Annotated in this window: 15 protein-coding genes and 1 tRNA gene; 7 read left to right on the forward strand and 9 right to left on the reverse strand. The window is 72.0% G+C overall.

Translation table 11 applies throughout. From position 1 onward, the window contains the following. The first annotated feature begins 70 nt into the window (after positions 1–70). Positions 71–826 carry a DUF6227 family protein gene (locus OG245_RS14985; RefSeq protein ID WP_371624020.1) on the forward strand — a complete coding sequence of 252 codons (756 nt, stop codon included), beginning with the start codon at positions 71–73 and terminating at the stop codon, positions 824–826. Between the two features lie 107 nt (positions 827–933). On the opposite strand, the gene OG245_RS14990 is transcribed toward OG245_RS14985, so the two are convergent. After that, the gene (locus tag OG245_RS14990) at positions 934–2,520 is read right to left on the reverse strand and encodes an MFS transporter (RefSeq protein ID WP_371624021.1); all 1,587 of its coding nucleotides are present in this window, start codon (positions 2,518–2,520) and stop codon (positions 934–936) included. A gap of 61 nt (positions 2,521–2,581) precedes the next feature. Here OG245_RS14990 and OG245_RS14995 point away from each other — a divergent pair, with 61 nt between their 5' ends. Further along, positions 2,582–3,643, forward strand: a complete 1,062-nt coding sequence (locus OG245_RS14995; RefSeq protein WP_371624022.1) for a helix-turn-helix transcriptional regulator — start codon at positions 2,582–2,584, stop codon at positions 3,641–3,643. 129 nt (positions 3,644–3,772) lie between these two features. On the opposite strand, the gene OG245_RS15000 is transcribed toward OG245_RS14995, so the two are convergent. After that, a complete protein-coding gene (locus tag OG245_RS15000; RefSeq protein ID WP_371624023.1) occupies positions 3,773–4,774 on the reverse strand; it encodes an RNA polymerase sigma factor RpoD/SigA in 1,002 nt (333 codons plus the stop codon). Positions 4,775–5,501: 727 nt separating this feature from the next. On the opposite strand from OG245_RS15000, the gene OG245_RS15005 reads away from it, so the two are divergent. After that, entirely contained in the window at positions 5,502–6,542 is a 1,041-nt protein-coding gene (locus OG245_RS15005; RefSeq protein ID WP_371624024.1) for a questin oxidase family protein, read from the forward strand. 78 nt (positions 6,543–6,620) lie between these two features. Here OG245_RS15005 and OG245_RS15010 read toward each other — a convergent pair whose 3' ends face one another. Further along, the gene (locus OG245_RS15010; RefSeq protein ID WP_371624025.1) at positions 6,621–7,403 is read right to left on the reverse strand and encodes a dioxygenase; all 783 of its coding nucleotides are present in this window, start codon (positions 7,401–7,403) and stop codon (positions 6,621–6,623) included. A 253-nt stretch (positions 7,404–7,656) separates the two neighbouring features. Between OG245_RS15010 and OG245_RS15015 the strand changes: the two genes are divergently transcribed. Beyond that, complete coding sequence (locus OG245_RS15015) at positions 7,657–8,169, forward strand: MarR family winged helix-turn-helix transcriptional regulator (RefSeq protein WP_371624026.1); 513 nt, start codon at positions 7,657–7,659, stop codon at positions 8,167–8,169. A 128-nt stretch (positions 8,170–8,297) separates the two neighbouring features. Here the strand turns inward: OG245_RS15015 and OG245_RS15020 are convergent, their stop codons facing one another. Together OG245_RS15020 and OG245_RS15025 are read right to left on the reverse strand one after the other, a co-directional pair. After that, a complete protein-coding gene (locus tag OG245_RS15020) occupies positions 8,298–9,821 on the reverse strand; it encodes an MFS transporter (RefSeq protein WP_371624027.1) in 1,524 nt (507 codons plus the stop codon). 205 nt (positions 9,822–10,026) lie between these two features. After that, positions 10,027–10,785, reverse strand: a complete 759-nt coding sequence (locus OG245_RS15025; RefSeq protein WP_371627891.1) for a TetR/AcrR family transcriptional regulator — start codon at positions 10,783–10,785, stop codon at positions 10,027–10,029. A gap of 262 nt (positions 10,786–11,047) precedes the next feature. Here OG245_RS15025 and OG245_RS15030 point away from each other — a divergent pair, with 262 nt between their 5' ends. Beyond that, a complete protein-coding gene (locus OG245_RS15030; RefSeq protein ID WP_371624028.1) occupies positions 11,048–12,325 on the forward strand; it encodes a M6 family metalloprotease domain-containing protein in 1,278 nt (425 codons plus the stop codon). A gap of 130 nt (positions 12,326–12,455) precedes the next feature. On the opposite strand, the gene OG245_RS15035 is transcribed toward OG245_RS15030, so the two are convergent. Continuing rightward, on the reverse strand, positions 12,456–14,210 hold the full coding sequence (locus OG245_RS15035; protein WP_371624029.1) for a class I adenylate-forming enzyme family protein: 1,755 nt from the start codon (positions 14,208–14,210) through the stop codon (positions 12,456–12,458). A 98-nt stretch (positions 14,211–14,308) separates the two neighbouring features. Then, a complete protein-coding gene (locus OG245_RS15040) occupies positions 14,309–18,043 on the reverse strand; it encodes an ATP-binding domain-containing protein (protein ID WP_371624030.1) in 3,735 nt (1,244 codons plus the stop codon). Positions 18,044–18,489: 446 nt separating this feature from the next. Here OG245_RS15040 and OG245_RS15045 point away from each other — a divergent pair. Together OG245_RS15045 and OG245_RS15050 are read left to right on the forward strand one after the other, a co-directional pair. Beyond that, positions 18,490–18,562, forward strand: a tRNA-Arg gene (locus OG245_RS15045). A gap of 411 nt (positions 18,563–18,973) precedes the next feature. Beyond that, positions 18,974–19,261 (forward strand): helix-turn-helix domain-containing protein, encoded by a 288-nt coding sequence (locus OG245_RS15050; RefSeq protein ID WP_371624031.1) that lies wholly within the window; start codon positions 18,974–18,976, stop codon positions 19,259–19,261. Between the two features lie 185 nt (positions 19,262–19,446). Here the strand turns inward: OG245_RS15050 and OG245_RS15055 are convergent, their stop codons facing one another. Continuing rightward, positions 19,447–19,626, reverse strand: a complete 180-nt coding sequence (locus OG245_RS15055; protein ID WP_371624032.1) for a hypothetical protein — start codon at positions 19,624–19,626, stop codon at positions 19,447–19,449. Then, positions 19,623–19,847: a hypothetical protein gene (locus tag OG245_RS15060; protein ID WP_371624033.1), complete on the reverse strand. Its 225-nt coding sequence runs from the start codon at positions 19,845–19,847 to the stop codon at positions 19,623–19,625. The genes OG245_RS15055 and OG245_RS15060 overlap by 4 nt, the downstream gene beginning before the upstream one ends. Between the last annotated feature and the right edge of the window lie 59 nt (positions 19,848–19,906).

The raw sequence follows: 19,906 nt of genomic DNA on the forward strand, positions 1-19,906 counted from the left end.
CGATGTCGGACCCAGGGACTACGTTAAGCACGCACCAAGTAACACGCGGCGACGGCCTGGAGACACCACCTTGAGCGATCCGTACGAGACAACCGAGCACCACCTCGACCGACTCCTGCGACGCGCCCTCAACTCCTTCGACCTTCCCGACAGCACGGTCGACCGCCTCGGGACCGCGCTCGCCCACAGCAGTTCGCTGCACTCGTCGCACCACAGTTCCGTACTGCACCGCGAGACCTACCGTCACACGTATCTCCTCGCCGACGGCTCCGCCCTCACCCTGTGGGAGCTGGTGCACAGCGGAGGCCGGGATATGCGGATACCGCGCCGGCACGAGCTGTACGACGACGAGGGGGACGCCCGCATCGCCGCGTCCCGGCTCGCCGGAAGCCTCTCCGACTCCCCGGCCTTCGGCGACGAGGGGCCGCAGGAGGCCCAGGGTGATCTGGAGATGCTGACGCTCCTGATGTCCGCCCCGCCGGCCCCGCTCCCCCGGACGTACGCCCCCGACAACTCCGCGGACCACGCCCGCCGGGTGCTGCGCCGCGCGGAGAACGCCGATCGGCCGGGCGAGCAGAAGGCGCGGCTGCTCCGGTCGGCGTTCGCCCACCACATCACCCAGGTCTTCGGGCGCCAGTGCCGCGTCGACGGCCGCTCGGCCGGGTTCACGCTCTACGAGCACGCGTTCCTGCTGCTGGACGGCAGCGAGACGAGCCTGTGGGAGGTCGAGCACACGGCGACGCCGGACGGCCGCCACATGTGCGAGGTGTACGAGGACGAGCACACCGCCCGTGCGGCGATGGAGAGCCGCACCCGGATCTGCTGACCCGGACACGACCGTGACCGGCCCGGGCGGATTCGCCGCCGGGCCGGTCACGGACGGCCGATCGCAGTCAGCCGAGCACCGTCGGCCGGTCACACCGGCCACACGGATCAGCTCGCTACGCCCGTCATGTTCGCGTCACCCTCCGCGTGGGCGTCACCCTCGACGTGGGCGCGCGGCCGGGCGGGCAGCGCGAACATCACCAGGAAGATCACCGAGAGCACCCCGGCCACCCACCACAGCGACTGCTGGAACGCGTCGACGAACGCCGGACCGGCCTCCTCGGGGGCCGGCCGGTCTCCGATCGCCCCGAAGAAGACGACGGACACCAGACCGAGACCGAGCGCCGTCCCCATCTGCTGCACGGTGTTGATCAGCCCGGACGCCGAACCGGCGTGCTCCTTGGGCACTTCGGAGAGCACGGCGTCGGTCAGCGGAGCCACGATCAGCCCCATCCCCACGCCCATGACCACCAGCGGGACGGCCATCTGCCAGGACGTGATGCCCATGCCGTAGTACTCGCTCTCCCAGAGGTAGATCAGCAGCCCGGCGATCATGAGGAGCGCACCGGCCTGGAGGACCTTGCGGCCGAAGCGGGGCACCAGCTTCTGCACGGAGATCCCGGCGGCCACCGAGACGGCGACGGAGAACGGGATGCCCGTCGTGCCGGCGCGCAGCACGCTCCAGCCGAGCCCCATCTGCATGTACATCGTCCAGACCAGGAAGAAGATGCCGAGGCCGACGCCGAAGGTCAGTTGCACGGCGATGCCGGCGGCGAAGCTCTTGACCCGGAACAGGGACAGTTCGATCAGCGGCGAGCCGTCGCTCAGCGCCTTCTGCCGCTGGTAGGCGACCAGCGCCCCGAAGACGAACAGGCTGCCCACCATCGACAGATGGCCCCACAGCGGCCAGCCCAGCTCGTGTCCCCGGGTGAGCGGGTAGATGAGCATCAGCATCGCCAGGGTGATCAGTGCGACGCCGGGCAGGTCGAGGCGGACCGCCTTCGGGGCCTTCGACTCGGTGATGAACTTCGCGCCGAGGAGCAGCCCGGCGATGCCGACGGGCAGGTTGATCAGGAAGATCGGCCGCCAGCCGAGCCCGAAGAGGTCCCACTCGGTGAGCAGCGCGCCCAGCAGCGGACCGGAGACCGCGCCGAGTCCGACGACCGCACCGAAGAGCCCGAAGACCTTGCCGCGCTCGTGGGCCGGGAAGGTGGCGTGCACGATCGAGAGGACCTGGGGCACCATCAGGGCCGCCGTCGCGCCCTGGAGGATCCGGGCCGCGACCAGGATCTCGGGGCTGCCCGCGAAGCCGCACAGGGCGGAGGCGAGCGTGAATCCGCCGATGCCGATGAGGAAGAGCCGCTTGCGCCCGTAGATGTCGCCGAGCCGGCCGCCCGTGATCAGCCCGGCCGCGAACGCGAGGGCGTAGCCGGCGGTGATCCACTGGATCGCGGAGACCGAGGCCCCGGTCTCCCGCTGGATGCTGGGGATCGCGATGTTGACGATCGTGACGTCGACCAGGTCCATGAAGGCGGCGGTCATCACGATGGCCAGCGCGAACCAGCGCCGCCGGCCGGCCGGGGCGGGCGTGGGTGCGACCGGCGTCTTCACCGGTGCGGGAGGTGTGGGCCGTGCGGGCGCTGCGACGTGCGACGCCGTGGGCGACGGCAGTGACGGGGGTGCGGAAGAAGGCATGGGAGGAACCTATGCAGCCATTAGGTCAGATCATGGCCTGATGGTCCGGCATCCTGAGGCCATGTCCGACACCCCCGCACGACTGCTGAAGCTGCTGTCGCTCCTCCAGACCCCGCGCGAGTGGCCGGGCGGCGAGCTGGCCGAGCGGCTCGACGTCAGTCCGCGCACGATCCGCCGCGACATCGACCGGCTGCGCGACCTGGGCTACCCGGTCGAGGCCTCGCGCGGCTCCGTCGGCGGCTATCGCCTGGTGGCGGGCGCCGCCATGCCGCCCCTGCTGCTGGACGACGAGGAGGCGGTGGCCATCGCGGTGGGCCTGCGGGCCGGGGCGGGGCACGCCATCGAGGGCGTCGACGAGGCCTCCGTACGGGCGCTGGCGAAGCTGGAACAGGTGCTCCCCGCCCGGCTGCGGCACCGGGTCTCCGTGCTCCAGAACGCCACGGTGCCGCTGACCCGGGGCGACGGCGCCACCATCGACCCACGGACCCTGACGACGCTGGCCTCGGCGGCCACCGGGCGGGAACGGCTGAGGTTCGCGTACCGCAGCGGCGACGGCACCCGGACGAAGCGGCAGGTCGAGCCGTACCGGCTGGTGAGCACCGGGCAGCGCTGGTACCTGGTGGCGTACGACATCGACCGGGCGGACTGGCGTACGTTCCGGGTGGACCGGGTCGGCGAGCCGTACGCGACGGGGGCCCGGTTCGCGCCGAGGCCGCTGCCCGTCGAGGGCGCGGGAAGCGACGCGGGGAGTGAGGACGCGGCGAAGTTCCTGGCCCGGTCGATGCGGCGGATGAAGCCGGAGCTGTGTCTCGATGTGTGGTTCGGAGCGCCGGCGGAGTTCGTGGCGGCGCGGCTGCCCGCGCATCTCGGAGCGCCGGAGCCGGACGGGCACGGCGGTTGCCGCCTGCGGACCTCGTACGCCGATTCGCTGGAGTGGGTGGCGCTGCGGCTGGCGTTGGTGGACTGCGAGTTCTCCGTGCAGGGGCCGCCGGAGCTGGTGGAGTACCTGGAGGGCCTCGGCGCCCGGCTGACCCGCGCCGCCCGGAACCGGCCCCCGGCCGACCTGGAGCAGGAGCAGGAGCAAGGACCGGAGGGACCGGAACAGGGACCGGAACAGGGATGAGCCCCGACGCCGGGGGGGGTGGGCGCCGGGGCTCAGCTCAGGGACCGGCGAAAACCGGTCGGTGACCGGAATGACCCGGTCGGTCAGCCGGTGCGAACCGGCTTGATGGGGAGATTACGGGTTATTGGCTCACGCCGCAGCGTCAAAGCCCGTGTCGTGAGCCATTCGCTTCAATTCGAGCAGTGCGTGCTTCTCTATCTGGCGGATCCGCTCCCGCGTGAGGCCGTGCTGCTTGCCCACTTCGGTCAGCGTCCGCTCCCGGCCGTCCTCGATGCCGTACCGCATCTTGATGATCGAGGCCGTCCTGTTGTCGAGCTTGCCGATCAGGTCCTCCAGCTCCTCACTGCGGAGCAGAGTCATCACGGACTGCTCGGGCGAGACGGCGGAGGTGTCCTCCAGCAGGTCCCCGAACTGGGTGTCGCCGTCGTCGTCCACGGACATGTTGAGGCTGACCGGGTCGCGGGCCCAGTCCAGGACGTTGCCGACGCGCTCGGCGTTGGAGTCGAGTTCGGCGGCGATCTCCGCGTGCTCCGGGTCGCGCCCGTGCTCGCGGTTGAACTCGCGCTGGACCCGGCGGATCCGGCCGAGCTCCTCCACCAGGTGGACGGGGAGCCGGATCGTGCGGGACTGGTCGGCGATGGACCGGGTGATGGCCTGCCGGATCCACCAGGTGGCGTACGTGGAGAACTTGAAGCCCTTGGCGTAGTCGAACTTCTCGACCGCGCGCACCAGGCCCGCGTTGCCCTCCTGGATCAGGTCGAGCAGAGGGAGCCCCGCGCGCGGGTAGCGGCGGGCCACGGCGACGACGAGGCGGAGGTTGGAACGGATGAATATGTCCTTGGCGCGCTCGCCCTCGGCGACCAGCGCCTGAAGCTCCTCACGCTTCGCGTCACCGCCGGCGCTCTCCACCTCGCCGTCGAGGATCTGCTGGGCGAAGACGCCCGCCTCGATGGTCTGGGAGAGGTCGACTTCCTTGGCCGCGTCGAGCAGCGGTGTGCGGGCGATCTCGTCCAGGTACATGCCGACCAGGTCGCGATCGGCGATTTCCCCGCCCACGGCGCGAACACTGCCTGCCCGGCCGGTCCCACCGGAGGTGGTGGACGTACGACGGGCGACGGCACGGGTTGCCATGCGTGCTCCCTTGCTGAGTAGGTCGCGACACCCTTTCGAGTGCCCTGCATCCGATGGAAACAACGACTGGAATCCGGACAGAATTCCCATGCCACACATTCACTTTCGCGATCATGCAGTACCCTGTCCGGCTCCGACCGCTGGATTCCGCTTCTGGATTCCGCCGGACGCGCAGGTCAGAGCCGGTGGCGGGGCCGGACCGGCCCCGTTGCGGCTCTCCGACCGGGTACCCGGAATCGGCCCGTGCATGAGACCGCACCCACACGCACGCCCCACTTCCCCCCGCCCGGCCGCCGTCAGGCCGCCGTCGGGCCCTCGCCCCGGCGCCCGGAGAGCCGTGCTCCCACCCCGAAGGACGGATCGGGCGGCGTTCGGGTTGCTCAGGGTGTCCGCGCCGGCCCGGCCGGCCCGGCGGGCCCGGCCCCGGCCCCGGGCCCCGAGACGTACGACCGCCGACCGATCCTGCGGGTAACCGGGGCCCCGAGTGCTTGCGTCTCCGGTCCGAGGCCGACCGGGACCGCGGCCCGATCCGCTGTGGCCCGCGCGTGCCTGAGGGCTGTCCCGTAATCCCTGGTGGATCAGCGTGCGGCGTCAGATGCGGTGCATCGCAAGGCGGAGGGGCGTCCGCATACTGGATGTATGTGGACGTTCCGACAACGCGGCGAGGTGCCGTAGCTGTCGTCGCGCGCCCGCCAGGGACTACGGGACAGCCCTTAGCCTGCTCGGCATGGACGACACCACAGGCACCCTCGACGAGGCGCTGGAGCGCATCCATGTCTCGGGGCCGGAGCGCGACGGCTGGCTCAGCAATCACGCGCCGATGGCCGTGGAGGCCCTCGTGCGGCACGGCCAGGAGTCGGCCGTGCACCGCTGGCTGGACCGGTACGGCCCGAAGCTGGACGAGATGCCGGCCGCCGGCTCCCCGGTCACCGCGCGGAACTGGCACGAGGCGCTGGGCGACCCGCGCCGCATCGCCGACTGGACGGCGTACTTCGAGCGGGAGACGGCCGATACCCCCTGGCGCGACGTGCTCACCGAGTGGTGGCCGCGACTGCTGCCGGGCATCGCCGCGGGCGCCACGCATCCGGCGATCCGGGTGGGCCACTCCGTACGGACCCTGCTGACGGGCGAGGAGAGCGCCCCGCGCGTCCGGGAGCCGGCCCACGCCCTCGGCTACTGGGCCGCCCGGCACCAGGCCCTGCCCGCCCTGACGCCGCTCGGTCCGGCCCCGAGTGCGGCGGCGGCACTGGACCGGGTCCCGCTGGTGCCCGGGCGGAACGGCGGCATCCGGGACCGGTTCGCGCAGCTGACCGGGTTCCCGGACTGGCCGCCGACGGAACAGGACACCGGCCCGGGGCCCGGTCCCACCGACCCCGAGACGGCCCGGTCCGCGCTCCGGGAGCTGGTACGGGCCTCGACGCACCGGTACGCGACCCACGCGCACGGCGATCCGATCATGCTGGTCCACGCGGCGACCGCGCCCAACGCGGTCCTGCGCACCCTGCCCGCCCTGCCCGGCGAGCTGTGGGCACCGAGTCTGCGGGCCGCCTGGGCGGCGAGCGCCGCGGTCACCGCCGCCTACGCGCCCCGCGAGGCGGCCCCGGTTCCCACGTACGGCGTCGCGGACGCCGGGGAGCTGTTCGCCCGGGCGGCGGCGCACGGCGACGACCACACCATCAAGTTCACCGACACGGCGCTGGACGTGGGCGACGCGCTCGCGTTCTCCGCCGCCCGGCGCGCGATCGAGCTGAACCCACCGGTCTTCTAGACCGTTCCGACAGACCGCACCTGATAGACCGCGCCGGACAAACCGTTCCGGATAGACCGTTCCGAGCGCCCGGAGCGCTCAGCCGAACTGCACCGAGCGCTTCGCCAGCCCCATCCAGAAGCCGTCGATGACGCTCCGCCCCCGGTCCAGCTCGTCCTCGGCCGCGCCCAGCGTCACGAAGAGCGGCGCGAAGTGCTCGGTGCGCGGGTGGGCCAGCCTCCCGGCCGGGGACGTGTGCTCGAAGTCGATCAGCGCGTCGATGTCCTGGGCCCGCAGCGCGCGGTCGCCCCAGTCGTCGAACTCCGCCGACCAGCCGGGAACGCCGCCGCCCTGGTGGCGCAGAGCGGCCAGGTTGTGGGTGAAGAAGCCGCTGCCGACGATGAGCACGCCCTCGTCGCGCAGAGGGGCGAGTCTGCGTCCGACCTCCATCAGCTTCTGCGGGTCGAGGGTCGGCAGGGAGATCTGGAGTACGGGGACGTCGGCGTCCGGGAACATCTCCACCAGCGGAACGTACGCCCCGTGGTCGAGGCCCCGGTCCGGGATGTCCTGGACCGGCGTACCGGCGCCGCGCAGCAGCTTGCGGACGCTGTCGGCCAGCTCGGGCGCGCCCGGGGCTCCGTAACGCACCCCGTAATAGTGCTCGGGAAAGCCCCAGAAGTCGTACACGAGCGGCACGGTCTCGGTGGCGCCCAGCGCGAGCGGGGCCTCCTCCCAGTGGGCGGAGACCATCAGGATCGCGCGGGGGCGGGGCAGCCCGGCGGACCAGGCGGCGAGTTCGCCGGGCCAGACGGGATCGTCGGCCAGCGGCGGTGCGCCGTGCGAGAGGTAGAGGGCGGGCATCCGCTCCGCGGTGGCTGTCATGGCGCTCCCATCCACTGGACACGGCCCCAGGGCGATGGGCGCCGCGCTGGGCGCTCGGGGCACTGGATCCGGTCACGAACTCGTCCGAGCAGGAGTTCCCCGAGGTCATCCGGGGGATCGTTGTTCAGGGGCCCTGCGAAACTCCTTCGGATCCCCTGCGGGGATCTCTCGGGGCAGGCTTCTTGAAACTTCAAGTTCCTACCTCCGGAGACCTTAGCCCTATCTAGTTAAACTTTCAAGAAAAGGTCGTACAGTGGAGTACATGACCACGGCATCCACCAGCGCGCCGCGCTGGCTCACCGACGAGGAGCAGCACGCCTGGCGCGCTTATCTGCATGCCACCACGCTGCTGGAGGATCACCTGGATCGCCAGTTGCAGCGCGATGCCGGCATGCCGCACATCTATTACGGGCTGCTCGTCCAGCTGTCACAGGCCCCCCGCCGGCAGATGCGGATGACGGAGCTGGCCCGGAACGCGAAGATCACCCGCTCCCGGCTCTCGCACGCCATCGCCCGGCTGGAGAAGAACGGCTGGGTGCGCCGTGAGGACTGCCCCTCCGACAAGCGCGGCCAGAACGCGGTGCTCACCGACGACGGCTACGAGATGCTCCGCCGCTCGGCGCCCGGCCACGTCGAGGCCGTACGGCAGGCGATGTTCGACCGGCTCACGCCCGAACAGGTGAGCAGCCTCGGGGAGATCATGCGGGTGCTCGCGACCGGCCTGGAGCCGGAGGGCACGGACGCGGATCTGCCCTGGCTCCGCTGAGCGGTCGCTGAGCGGAACCAGGGCAGGGGGCGCGAGCCACGAGGACGAGCAGGGGCAGGCCCGTGGTCAGTGGCCGTCGTCAGTGGGCGTCGTCGTGGCCGTCGTCGTGGCCGTCGTCGTGGCCGTCGTCAGTGGGCGACGACCGGGATCTTGAACTCCTCCTCGGCGCCCGCGTCCGACGCGCCGTCCGTCACACCCGAACCCGTTCCCGGTCGCCCCGTGTTGATGAGGGCGATCGCGATGACGGCGGCGGCGACGAGGATGCCGACAGCCCACCAGATCGCGGCGGCGAAACCGCTGACCATGGCCTGGAGCTGCAGGATCTGCGGGTCCGTGGCGCGGGCCGCGTGATCGGCGACGTACGCGGTGGTGGCGCTCGCGGCGATGGTGTTCAGCAGGGCGGTGCCGATGGCCCCGCCGACCTGCTGGGAGGTGTTGACCATCGCGGAGGCCACTCCCGCGTCACGCGGCTCGATGCCGTGCGTGGCCAGGGACATCGCCGGCATGAACGCCGTACCCATGCCGAGGCCGAGGAGCAGCATGCCGGGCAGGATGACGGCCGCGTAGCTGGTGTTCAGGTCCAGCTGGGTCAGAAGCAGCATGCCGACCGCGGCGACCAGGAAGCCGGGGCCCATCAGCAGGCGCGGCGGGACCCGGGTCATCAGACGGGTGCCGATCTGGGTGGAGCCGGTGATCATGCCGACGATCATGGGCATGAACGCGAAGCCGGTCTTGACCGGGGAGTAGCCCTTCACGACCTGGAGGTAGTAGGTCAGGAAGAGGAACAGCCCGAACATCGCGATGATGGCGAGCCCCAGCGAGAGGTAGACCCCGCCCCGGTTGCGCTCGGTGAGGACGCGCAGCGGCAGCAGCGGCGACTTCACGCGCGCCTCGGTCACGACGAAGGCGATCAGCAGCACGGCGGCGGCGACGAACATGGAGACGGTCACCGCGTCCGACCAGCCGGCGGACTCGGCGCGGGTGAAGCCGTACACCAGGGCGACCAGGCCGAGCGTGGAGAGCACCACGCCGGGGATGTCCAGCGGTGCGCGGTTGCGGGTGCCGGACGGCTCACGGATCACGAAGTAGGCGCCCGCGGCGGCGACGATGGCGAACGGGATGTTGACGAAGAACGTCCAGCGCCAGTTCAGGTACTCGGTGAGGAAGCCGCCGAGGATCAGCCCGACGGCGCCACCGCCGCCGGCGATGGCCCCGTAGATGCCGAACGCCTTGGCGCGCTCCTTGGCATCGGTGAACATCACGGCGAGCAGGGAGAGGGCGGCCGGGGCGAGCAGGGCGCCGAAGACACCCTGGAGGGCCCGGGAGCCGAACATCATCGCCTCGTTCACGGCCGCCCCGCCGAGCGCGGAGGCCAGCGCGAAGCCGATCAGACCGACGACGAAGGTGCGCTTGCGCCCCCAGAGGTCGGAGATCCGGCCGCCGAAGAGGAGAAGCCCGCCGAAGGCGAGGGCGTAGGCGGTGATGACCCACTGCTTGTTGCCGTCGGATATGCCGAGGTCGGTCTGGGCGGAGGGCAGCGCGATGTTCACGATGGTCGCGTCGAGGACGACCATCAGCTGGGCGAGCGCGATGAAGGCCAGGGCCTTCCAGCGACTCGGATCGGGAAGGGCTGTGTCAGCCGTTTTTGACATGGGTGTAGCCACCTAAGGACAAGCGAGGACGCGGAGGCGTCGTGAAGTGGGCGTCGGCGGTACGTACTCGTGTACGCGCGACGGGGTGAGGCGCGGCGAGATGAAGAGACGTGAGGTGAGGTGAGGCAGTGGGCCGGGCCCGGCCCCTCAGGACACGGCCGGAAGGTTCAGGCCGGTGCGGGCCGGGGCAGTTCGACGACAGGTCCTAGGGGCGCCGCAGGTCCTCCAAGGTCGCCGCCGATCCGGGCAGTTCGGAGCGGGCCGGGGTCTCCAGTCCGTCCAGGAACAACTGCAGGTGACGGTGGGTGAACCGGTCGATGCCCCGGCAGGCGATGCCGGGGAGCGGCCGGGTGAGCTGGGAGAGGGCGACGAGTACGTCACCGACGGCGATGTCGGTACGCAGCCGCCCCGCGGACATGGCGCGCGCCACGAGCCCCTCGACGGCCTCTTCGAGGCGCCGGCGCTCGGCGAGCAGGTCGGGATGGTCCTTGTCGAAGACGCCGGAGAGCATCGGGCACAGGGCGCCGATCCGCTCGTCGGCGGCCGCGTGCACGAAGCGGCTGAGCGCGGCGAACGGGTCGGACTCCGCGGCGGCGGCCTCTTCGGCCCGGAGGGTGGTGCGGGAGGTGACCGCGAGGACGACCTCGTGGGTGAGGGCGGCGCGGTCGGGGAAGTTCCGGTAGAGCGTGGCGTTGCCGACGCCCGCTCGCCGTGCGACGTCGTCCAGTGCCACATCCGGCCCGAACTCGACGAACAGCTCGCGCGCGGCCGCGACGATCCGCTCACGGTTGCGCAGCGCGTCGGCCCGCGGGCGGGGCGCCCGGCACGGCGGTGCGGCTTCGGCACTCCCGGCTGCCGTGCTCCCGGCCGCCGATGCCGTGCTCCCGACTTCCGGTGCCGCGCTTCCGGCTGCCGGTCCGGTGCGCTTCGCGGCGGTTCCCGCGGTCTCGGCGACGGTCTCCACGACGACGCTCCCCTTCCCTGTGTAGCCGGTCGACCCCCACCAGTAACCGGGGACCGCTTCCCCGTTTAGCGGGGACATGTATCCAAACGGGGAGAGGCTCCCCGCTTATTTCCCACCCCCACGTGACCTGAGTCACATCACTTCAGGGAGAAAACCCTCCGATCGGCGCACCCAGCGAGCGGCCCCGGACCACCCGGCACAGGCTGATCGCCAGAGCGCAGTCAGGGGTCGGCCGACTGCCGCGGACCCCGAAGGCGCCTCTATGCAGCAGCACCGCCACCGGATACGCAGACACCGCCGCCCGATCGCCCTGGCCGGAGCGACCGCGCTGGTCATAGCGGCGGTGGCCTCGGCGAGCACCACCCTTCCGACCGCCGGACGCGCCTCGGCGGGCCCGGCGGCCACCAGCCAGGACTCCGCGCTCGCCCCCTGCCGGATCTCCGCCACCCTGGGCGTGCAGATGTCCGAGGGTCTGCCGACCCCGCCCGGCTACGCCCGGTCGACCGGCGAGATCAAGGCGCTCAACCTGATGATCGACTTCCCGGACGCGGAGGGGACGGAATCCGCGACGGACCGGTACGCGGAGTTCTTCCCGCAGACGTCCGAGTGGTTCAGGGCCAGCTCCTACGGCCGGCTCGTCTACCGGCCCGAGGCCCCCGTCAAGGACTGGCTGCGGATGCCGATGCCCTTCACGGAGTACGGGATAGAGCGCGGCTCACCCTTCGAGCCGGGCTACCGCCAACTGGTGAAGGACATCGTCGCGGCCGCCGACCCCAGGGTCGACTTCTCCGCGTACGACCTGGTCAACGTCCTGGTCAGCCCGAACGCCGGCCCCTCCGCACTGGACACCGTGCTCTCGGTGACCTTCTCCGGCAACGACGAGGCCCCGACGGCGGACGGCGTCCCGCTGGCCAACACGTCGTTCGTCTACAGCCGCCAGGACGACGGATCGGGGTCGTACACCGAGACCGGCTACCGGGTCCTGCCGCACGAGAACGGCCATGTCTTCGGGCTGCCCGACCTCTACACGATGGAGGGCGGCGGCTCGGTCGGGCACTGGGACATCATGTCCGAGGACTGGGGTGCCAACAACGACTTCCTGGCCTGGCACAAGTGGAAGCTCGGCTGGCTCGACAACGAGCAGATCAGCTGCGCGTCGCAGGCCGGCGTGAGCGAGCACACCCTCGGCCCGCTGGCCACCGAGGGCGGCACCAAGCTCGCCTTCGTCCCGCTGAGCGCGCAGTCCGGCTACGCCGTGGAGGTCCGTACGGCGGCGGGCAACGACGAGGCGGTCTGCCGGCCCGGGGTGTTGATCTACAAGGTCAGCTCCGACGTGGACACCGGCCAGGGCCCGGTCTCCGTCGCCGACGCCACCGAGGACAGCGGCGGCTGCACCCGGCGCCCCAACGTGCACGCGGAGCTGTCCGACGCCCCGTTCCGCCCCGGCCAGACCTTCACCGACCGGGCCAACGGCGTACGGATATCCGTGCTGGACGAGGACGACGACGGCAACTACCGGGTGCGGGTCACCCGCCCGTGAGCGGCCCGGCGTCCACAGCGCACGCCGACCCGCACGGCCCCAGGAACGCACGCCGCCCGCCCGGGCCCGCACTCCGCGGCGCCCTTCCCGGGGCCCTCCCCGAGGCCCTCCCGGGGCCCTGCCCGTGGCCCTATCCGGCGCCTTCCTCGGCGCCCTCCGCGAAGGCGCGGAGGCGGTGCTTGAGGAGCTTCCCGGTGGCGTTGCGCGGAAGCTCCTCGTCGGTGAACAGCACCCGGGCGGGCACCTTGAAGGCGGCGAGCCTCGCGCCCACGTGCTCGCGCAGGCCCCCGGCGGTGACCCCGGCCCCGGGGCGCGGCCGGACGACGGCCGCCACCTCCTCCCCCAGCACCGGGTGCGGGATGCCGAGGACGGCGGCGTCGGCCACATCCGGGTGGTCGTGCAGGACGCCCTCGACCTCGACGCAGTACACGTTCTCGCCGCCCCGGATCACCACGTCCTTGAGCCGGTCCACGATGGAGACCCGCCCCTCACGGCGTACGGCGAGGTCCCCCGTACGGAACCAGCCGCCGTCGCCGAAGGCCTCCTCCGTCGCCGCCGCGTCGCGCCAGTAGCCGCGGAACAGCGACTGTCCGCGCAGCCACAGCTCCCCCGCCGCCCCGTCTGGCAGCTCCTCGCCCGACGGCCCGGCGATCCTCACCTCGGTGACCGGGGTGGGCCGTCCCGCGCCGCCCGGCTCCGCCCGGTACTCGTCCCCGAAGTGCGCGAGGACGCCGCCGCTGGTCTCGGTGAGGCCGTAGCCGTTGCGGGGCTCGACGCGTTCGCCGTACCGGGCGGTGAGGCGGGCGACCAGGGCGGGCGGGGCGGGGGCTCCCCCGGTGCTGAACAGCGTGAGGCCCTCCAGCCCGTCCCCGCTCCGCTCCGCGGCCTCCAGCAGCTGGAGCCCGGTGGTGGGGACCCCGGCGAAGTGCGTGACGCGGTGCGCCCGGATCAGCCGCAGCGCCTCGTCCGCGTCCCACCTGTGCATCAGGACGAGGGTGCCGCCGGCCGCCATCGCCCCGTAGAAGCCGGTGAACGCGGCGACGTGGAAGAACGGGAACGTCATCAGGGACACGGGCGCGGGCCCCTGCCCCGGGATGACGCCGCGCGCCAGCGCGGAGGCCGCCGCGTGGTAGCGGGGGTTGAGCGCGGCCCCGGCCTGGGCGAGATGGGTGGCCACCGCGCCCTTGGGGCGACCGGTGGTGCCGGAGGTGTAGAGGATCGTGGCGTCGTCCTCGGGCCGGGGCTCCACGTCGGGCGGCGCGGCCAGCGGGTCGGGGGCGGGGAACTCCTCGTACCGCTCGACGCGCAGTCCGGATTCGTCCACCTCGGCGTGGTCCCCGTGGAAGAGGACGACGCGCGCCCCGGTCCGCCGGGCCCAGCCGGAGACCCGCCCCAGCCGCTCCCCGTCCACCAGGAGCACCCCGGGCTCGCAGTCCTCCAGGGCGTGGACGAACTCGTCCTCGGTCCACCAGGCGTTGAGCGGTACGGCGACGATACCGGCCAACTGGGCCGCCCAGAAGGCGATCTGCCACTCGGGATGGTTCCGCATCGCGATCACGGCCCGGTCGCCGGAACGGAGCCCGTACCGCTCCCGCAGGCGTACGGCGAGCGCGGAGGCGGCGGCGAAGAACTCGGCGTAGGAGTAACGCTGTTCGCCGGCGATGAGGAACGGCGTGTCCCGGTAGGCCCAGGTGGTCTCCACGAACTCCCGCAGTGTGCGCGGCCCGTCGGCGTACTCCGGCGTCCCCTGCTCTCCGACGACCACGGCGAAGGGCGCGCCGGGCCCGGTGAGGGAGGCCTCGATGCGCGCGGCGCGCCGGACGCGTTCCGCTCGGGCTGCGGCGTCGTCGGACGCCGGGGACGGGGACGGGTGGGTGTGCGGCACGGACGGCCTCTCTCGCGCTGACGCTGGCTGCTACGCGAGACGCTATGCGGGCGGCGGCGCAGCGCCAAGGCCGTGTCCCCGGCCGCCCGGCCGGGAGCTCATCCAGAAACCCCGAAAAGGAGGGCCGCCTTCTCGCCGCTCCAGCCGGACGGGCTGTGCCAGATGACATTGACGCGGAAGACATCGCGAATCGTGTCCACGGACCAGCCCTCGGCCGGCGGTTCGGAGAGGACCAGGTAGAGATCGTCGGCCGCCGCGGGCAGCGTGTGGTTGATCTCCAGCAGGCGGGTCGCGCCCGATCGCAGGTCCGCATAGCTGGAGCGGCCCGCGCCCAGGACCTCGTAGAGGAAGAGACCGTGCGGGGTGACGCAGCTGACGTCGACGACCGAGGAGTCGGACGGCTGGAGGTCCGCCCAGAGGAGTGCCGCCTTCAGCGCATGGCGGAGCGCCTCGTGCTTCTTGCAGATGCGGTCGGCCCCGGCAGCCGCTTCCAGCGCGCGGAGGAAACCGTCCTTCGTGGTCGCGGCCGGGGTGGCGGCGATCGTGTCCGCGGTGGTCATCTGTCCCTCTTCTTCCTCTTCTTCCTTCTGATCGGGTTGCGCCGGGGCGACGGGGAGCGTGCTGTCGGAGTTCGGCGCCAGGTTCCTCTCCGCGTCCGGCTCCACGCCGGGCACCACGTCCGCCTCGACGTCCGCCTTCCCGTTCGGCTCCACGTCCGCCTCCGCGTCCGCCTTCCCGTTCGGCTCCACGTCCGCCTCCGTCGCAGCGCCGAAGCACTCCTGAAGCGCTCGCCGTGCCTCGGCGAGGGGACCTGCCCAGCCGGAGGCGTCCAGCCCCTGCGCGAGCCGCCCCGCGTCGAAGATGCCCTCCTTGAGCGCACGGTTGGTCGTCGCGGCGAGGTCGCGGAGAACGCCGAGCAGCTCGCGGTCCGGATCGCCGAACAGGTGGAGTACGGCGACCCAGTCCGCCTGGTCCCGGCGGAGAATGCGGTTGGCCATGCCCTGGAGCTCGGAGAGGCGGCTGCGGGCATCGGGAACATCGCCGTCGCCGCCGGTCAGCTCCTCCAGCACGTCGAGCGCCGCGAGATAGCGCCCCGCCATGCGCTCCGAGACGGGCGACCGGCCACGCTGATCGGCGGTGAGCACCGTCTGACTCGTGTCGTTCGCGAACACCCAGCAGTCCAGCCTCTCGCCCATCACCGGCGGAACCGATCCGTGCCGGACGGTGAGGACGAGCGGCCGGCCGATCATCGGCGCCAACGGCTTGACCTTGTAGCGGCCCCCCGGGGCCCGGCCCACGACCTCGACCCGGACATCGGTACCGATCCGGGGGTGCCGCTCGGACCCGCCGCCCTCCGGCCGGTCGACGCCCGCCGCCTCAGCCTCCACATCCGCTACCGCTGACACCTCCGCCTCCGCCACCGTGTCCGCATCCGTACCGACGTCCGCGACGGTGTCCGTGTCCGTGTCCGGAGCCTGGGCGTCCCCGGAACCGGTCAGCACCTGCGGCAGCGGGGCAGTGTGCAGGACGGTCAGGCTCTGGGTGCTGCGGGTGAGTGCCACGTACAGCTGGCGCAGCCCGGCGGGACCGCGATCGGCGATGGCGGCGGGCTCGACGACCAGGACGTGGTCGTACTCCATGCCCTTGACCTGCGACACGGCCAGTACGGAGACGGCCTCGCGGGTCACTCCGCCGAGGTCGCCGTCGTCGTCGATCCTGCGGCTGATGACCTCCGCCCAGTCCGTGTCGTCCGGAACGATGACGGCCACGGAGCGGGGGGTGCTGCCGTCGCTGGTGCCCATGAGCCGGGCCACGTGCGCGACGGTGTCGTCGAGCAGCCTCTCCGACTCGCTCGCCACGGTCCGCACGGCAGCCGCTCCCGCCGCCCGGACCGCCCTCGGGTACGGGAGGCCCGGTGCGACCGTCCGGGCGAGCGGGGCGACGAACTCCATGATCTCGGCGGGAACGCGGTAGCTGGTGGTCAGCTGGGCCACGCTCCAGTCGCCCTGGTCGGAGAGGAGCGCGCCGAGCAGGTCCCAGCTCGTCGGGATGTGGACGCCCGTCGCCTGCGCGAGGTCGCCCAGGACGGTCATGGAGCCGCCGGCGGCACTGCGCCGCCGCAGGGAACGCGCCTGCATGGGCGTGAGGTCCTGCGCCTCGTCGATCACGATGTGGCCGTACCTCGGCGGGGTGTCCCCGCTGATCAGCACGCGGAGCTCTTCGAGGCAGACCTGGTCGGCGAGGGACCACGGATCGGCATCGGCCGTGGCGGCGCGGGGCCGCAGGAGGGCCGCCTGTTCGTCCGCGTCGAGGATGCCGTCGGCGCACTCCCGCAGAAGGTCGGCCGAGTCGTAGAGGCTGCGCAGCGCCTCCCGGGGGCCGGGGGCCGGCCAGACGCGTTCGACGAGGCGCTCGACCCGGCGGTTGCGCTCCAGGTCGCGGCGGATCGTCCCGGCCTGTCCCCGGCGCGGCGCGATGTCGGCGAGCTCTCTCAGGAGTCGGTCGACGAAGAGGCCGCGGAAGCGTTCGCGTCGCTCCCGGAAGGGCCCGTCGTCGGCATGGGCCTGTTCGAGCAGGGCGAGGACCTCGGACTTCGGCACACGGAGTGTCGTACTGCCGGCGGTGACGACGATCCCGGGTTCGTCGCCCTTGAACGAGGGAACGGCCGTGAGAGGGTCGAGGGCATCGGGGCGGAAGTCGCTCTCGACGCGGCGCCGCAGCACGGCAGCCATGCGCTCGTCCGACTTCACGAGGCTCGCCTTCGGCGAGTCGGCGCCGAGGATGCCGCCCTCCCACAGGCGGTCCAGTTGTACGGCGTTGACGTCCCGGGTGCCGAGGGTGGGCAGGACCTGTCCGACGTAGTCGAGGAACCGCTGGTGGGGGCCGATGACGAGAATGTCCTGGGCCTTGAAGTGCTCGTTGTTGACGAGCCAGGTCACCCGGTGGAGACCGACCGCCGACTTGCCGGTACCGGGGCCGCCCTGGACGACGAGGATGTCCGAAGGCGAACCGGTGACCAGCTCCATCTGGTCGCGGCGGATGGTCTCGACGATGTCCCGCATCCGCCCGCCGCGCGACCGCTGGAGCTCCCGCAGCAGGAAGTCGTCGGGCTGGAGGGCCTTGCGCCGCTGCCGTCGTACGACTTCGCCGGGGGCGGGGGCCGGCACACGGTCCGGTACGGAGGACGCGTCCGGCTCCTCCCCCACGCCGTCGTCGGCGGCCCGACGGGGCTCCGGCACGGCGGGCTCCGGCAGGACGTCGGCCCCGGAGGCGTCCGGGGGCTCGGGGTCCGGTGTCGAGGTGGACGGGGACGCGGACGGGACGGTTTCCGGAGCCGAAGCCGGCACGGGAGCCGGAACCGGGACCGGCACAGACCCGGGCACGGGTGCCGTGGAGATCTCGTCGAAGTAGCTCTGGACGGCCCGCCGCACGCAGCGCAGCTGCCGCCGCAGGACCACCTCGCCCGGGGCCTCGGGCCGGGTCTCGATCCACTTCTTCGCCAGGGGGCTGGTCCACAGCAGGACCACCGGTTCACGCGTGGCGTCGCTCACGCCACGCCGCCCGATGTACCAGGGGCGGGGCTCTCCTCCCGGGTCCTCCGGCGCGTCGACGCGGGAGAAGACCAGAGCTTCGTCGCCGAGCCCTCCGTAGGCTTCGGCCCGGGCCTCCGCCGCGGCCCGGTTGGCGATCCCGTCCTTCCCGCTCGCCGAAGCGGTAGCGGCGGATGTACCACCCAACTCGGCCAGTTTCGTGGCATAGCAGTCGTACGCGTGGTCCACTGCCCGCTGTTCGCCGGCGAGGATCTCGTCGTCGTCCCGGATGCTGGTGCTCATGTACGTCCTCCCTGCGGCACCCCGAGGGACACCGCCACGGGCATGTGCCCGTGCCCCACCGAAACAACTACCAGATAACGGACGGTGACGGACAGTCAGTGACCGAAATCCGGCCGCCACCAACCGCCTCGCCCTCCCTTCCCTTCCTCCGCCGGGCCGAGGCCGTACCGCACGGCGCCCCGGAGACCGGAGCGGCACGCAGAACGACCGCCTCCGCGCCCTCCGGAAACCCGTCCGACCCTCCACCGGCGCCACCGCCCCAGGACCCCACCCCGACACCCGGCCCACCACCACCCTCGCCACTGCCCTCACCACCGGCTCCACCTCGCGGCGACAGAACCGGTAAGCTGCTTCACGGCTGTCCTCCCAGACAGCACAGGGACTGACCAGGTGGTTGAAGGCGCAACAATTTGTGCCGTGCTCAACCACTCACGGACCAGTCCCCGGCCTTCGTAGCTCAGGGGATAGAGCACCGCTCTCCTAAAGCGGGTGTCGCAGGTTCGAATCCTGCCGGGGGCACACTCTTCACCAGCACGAACACCAAGAAGGGCCAGGTCAGGGCACATGCCCCGCCTGGCCCTTCTTCGTGGACTCCCGCTCTCTCCACGCTCTCAGACGTACTGTCACGCACTGAGCACGGGACCTCGCTCCCCAAAATCTCCCCACACGACCCCGCCGTAGCCGCAGGTCGCACTAGGCGTACGACAGAAGCGGCCCCCCGCCGAAGCGAGGGGCCGCCGTGTGCCGGGCAGGAGGGTGCCGCCCTCGCTTCACCCGGCACGCTTGAGGCGCAGTTCCGTGGCGCGCACATCCATCGGAACACGCGTTCGATTTTTAGCGCAATCCCTCGAAGGAGTGATAACAACAACTGATCAACTCTGTACCAGGGATGGTACTGACATACATCAGGGCAGGCCAGAGCGTTGACGAGTGCCCACCGACCCCCTGCCCGACTGGGTACCCGTCCGCCGCCGGGCCATCGGGGACACCGTGCGCGCCGCCCGCACCGCAGCCGGACTCACTCAGGAAGGGCTGGCCGGCCGCGCCGGACTCGACCGCAAGACAGTCAACCGGCTGGAGCAGGGCATCACTTCCCCGCTGCTTGACCACCTGCTCGTCATCGCCGACGCCCTCGGCGTTCCGCTGTCCGACCTCGTGCGTGAGGAGCGGCCCCCGCCGCGCGAGAGGCAGGGGCCGCCCGGCCCGCCCGCACCCTGACCGCCGCCGGCCCCGGGTGCGCGCGGGAGATCAGCGGCGGCCGACCGGGTACGACACCGGGTGCGCGCGGGACACCTGGCAGCCGCCGCGGTGCAGCACCACCGTGCCGCCCGCCCCGGACCCGCTGAACACCGGCAACCTCTCTTCGCGGCCCGGGGGGATCGGCTGGTCGCAGCGGTCGCACCTCATACGGCCACCGCCGTCTTCGCGTCCCGCCACGCCTGTCGCAGTAGGGCTGCGTCCGGGCAGTCGGCGCCGTCCTTCCGGCACGGCTCGCAGAGCTGGGTGTGCTCGATGAACGCCGCGTATGCGGTCTGCACGGCCCGCTCTCCGGCGTCGAGCCGCGCCTGCACCTGCCCGGTCACCGCAGGCCTCCGCTAGGCACGGGCACGAGCGTCCCGGCGAGGAGCAGGTCGAGGCGGTCGCGCAGGTCCTCGGCTTCTGTCCGGGACAGCACGAGCGGCACCTCGGCCTGGAGGCGGTCGAGGTCGTACAGGGCCACCGGGACACGGACTTCTCCGGTGGTCGGGTCGCCGGTCGGTAATGCGGCGCGCTGCGGTGAGGCGTGCCAGGTCATGGCGGACATGAGGCCCCCTACGTGGATGACGAGACGTCACCGTAAGGGGCCGGACGGCAGAGAAGGGG

The sequence above is a fragment of the Streptomyces sp. NBC_01116 genome (assembly GCF_041435495.1).
GTDB lineage: Bacteria > Actinomycetota > Actinomycetes > Streptomycetales > Streptomycetaceae > Streptomyces.

Coding starts and splice junctions, on each gene's coding strand:
- OG245_RS15060 (WP_371624033.1), bottom strand. CDS start 19,847: ATGTCCGCCATGACCTGGCACGCCTCACCGCAGCGCGCCGCATTACCG.
- OG245_RS15020 (WP_371624027.1), bottom strand. CDS start 9,821: ATGTCAAAAACGGCTGACACAGCCCTTCCCGATCCGAGTCGCTGGAAG.
- OG245_RS15000 (WP_371624023.1), bottom strand. CDS start 4,774: ATGGCAACCCGTGCCGTCGCCCGTCGTACGTCCACCACCTCCGGTGGG.
- OG245_RS15005 (WP_371624024.1), top strand. CDS start 5,502: ATGGACGACACCACAGGCACCCTCGACGAGGCGCTGGAGCGCATCCAT.
- OG245_RS15040 (WP_371624030.1), bottom strand. CDS start 18,043: ATGAGCACCAGCATCCGGGACGACGACGAGATCCTCGCCGGCGAACAG.
- OG245_RS15030 (WP_371624028.1), top strand. CDS start 11,048: ATGCAGCAGCACCGCCACCGGATACGCAGACACCGCCGCCCGATCGCC.
- OG245_RS14990 (WP_371624021.1), bottom strand. CDS start 2,520: ATGCCTTCTTCCGCACCCCCGTCACTGCCGTCGCCCACGGCGTCGCAC.
- OG245_RS14995 (WP_371624022.1), top strand. CDS start 2,582: ATGTCCGACACCCCCGCACGACTGCTGAAGCTGCTGTCGCTCCTCCAG.
- OG245_RS15010 (WP_371624025.1), bottom strand. CDS start 7,403: ATGACAGCCACCGCGGAGCGGATGCCCGCCCTCTACCTCTCGCACGGC.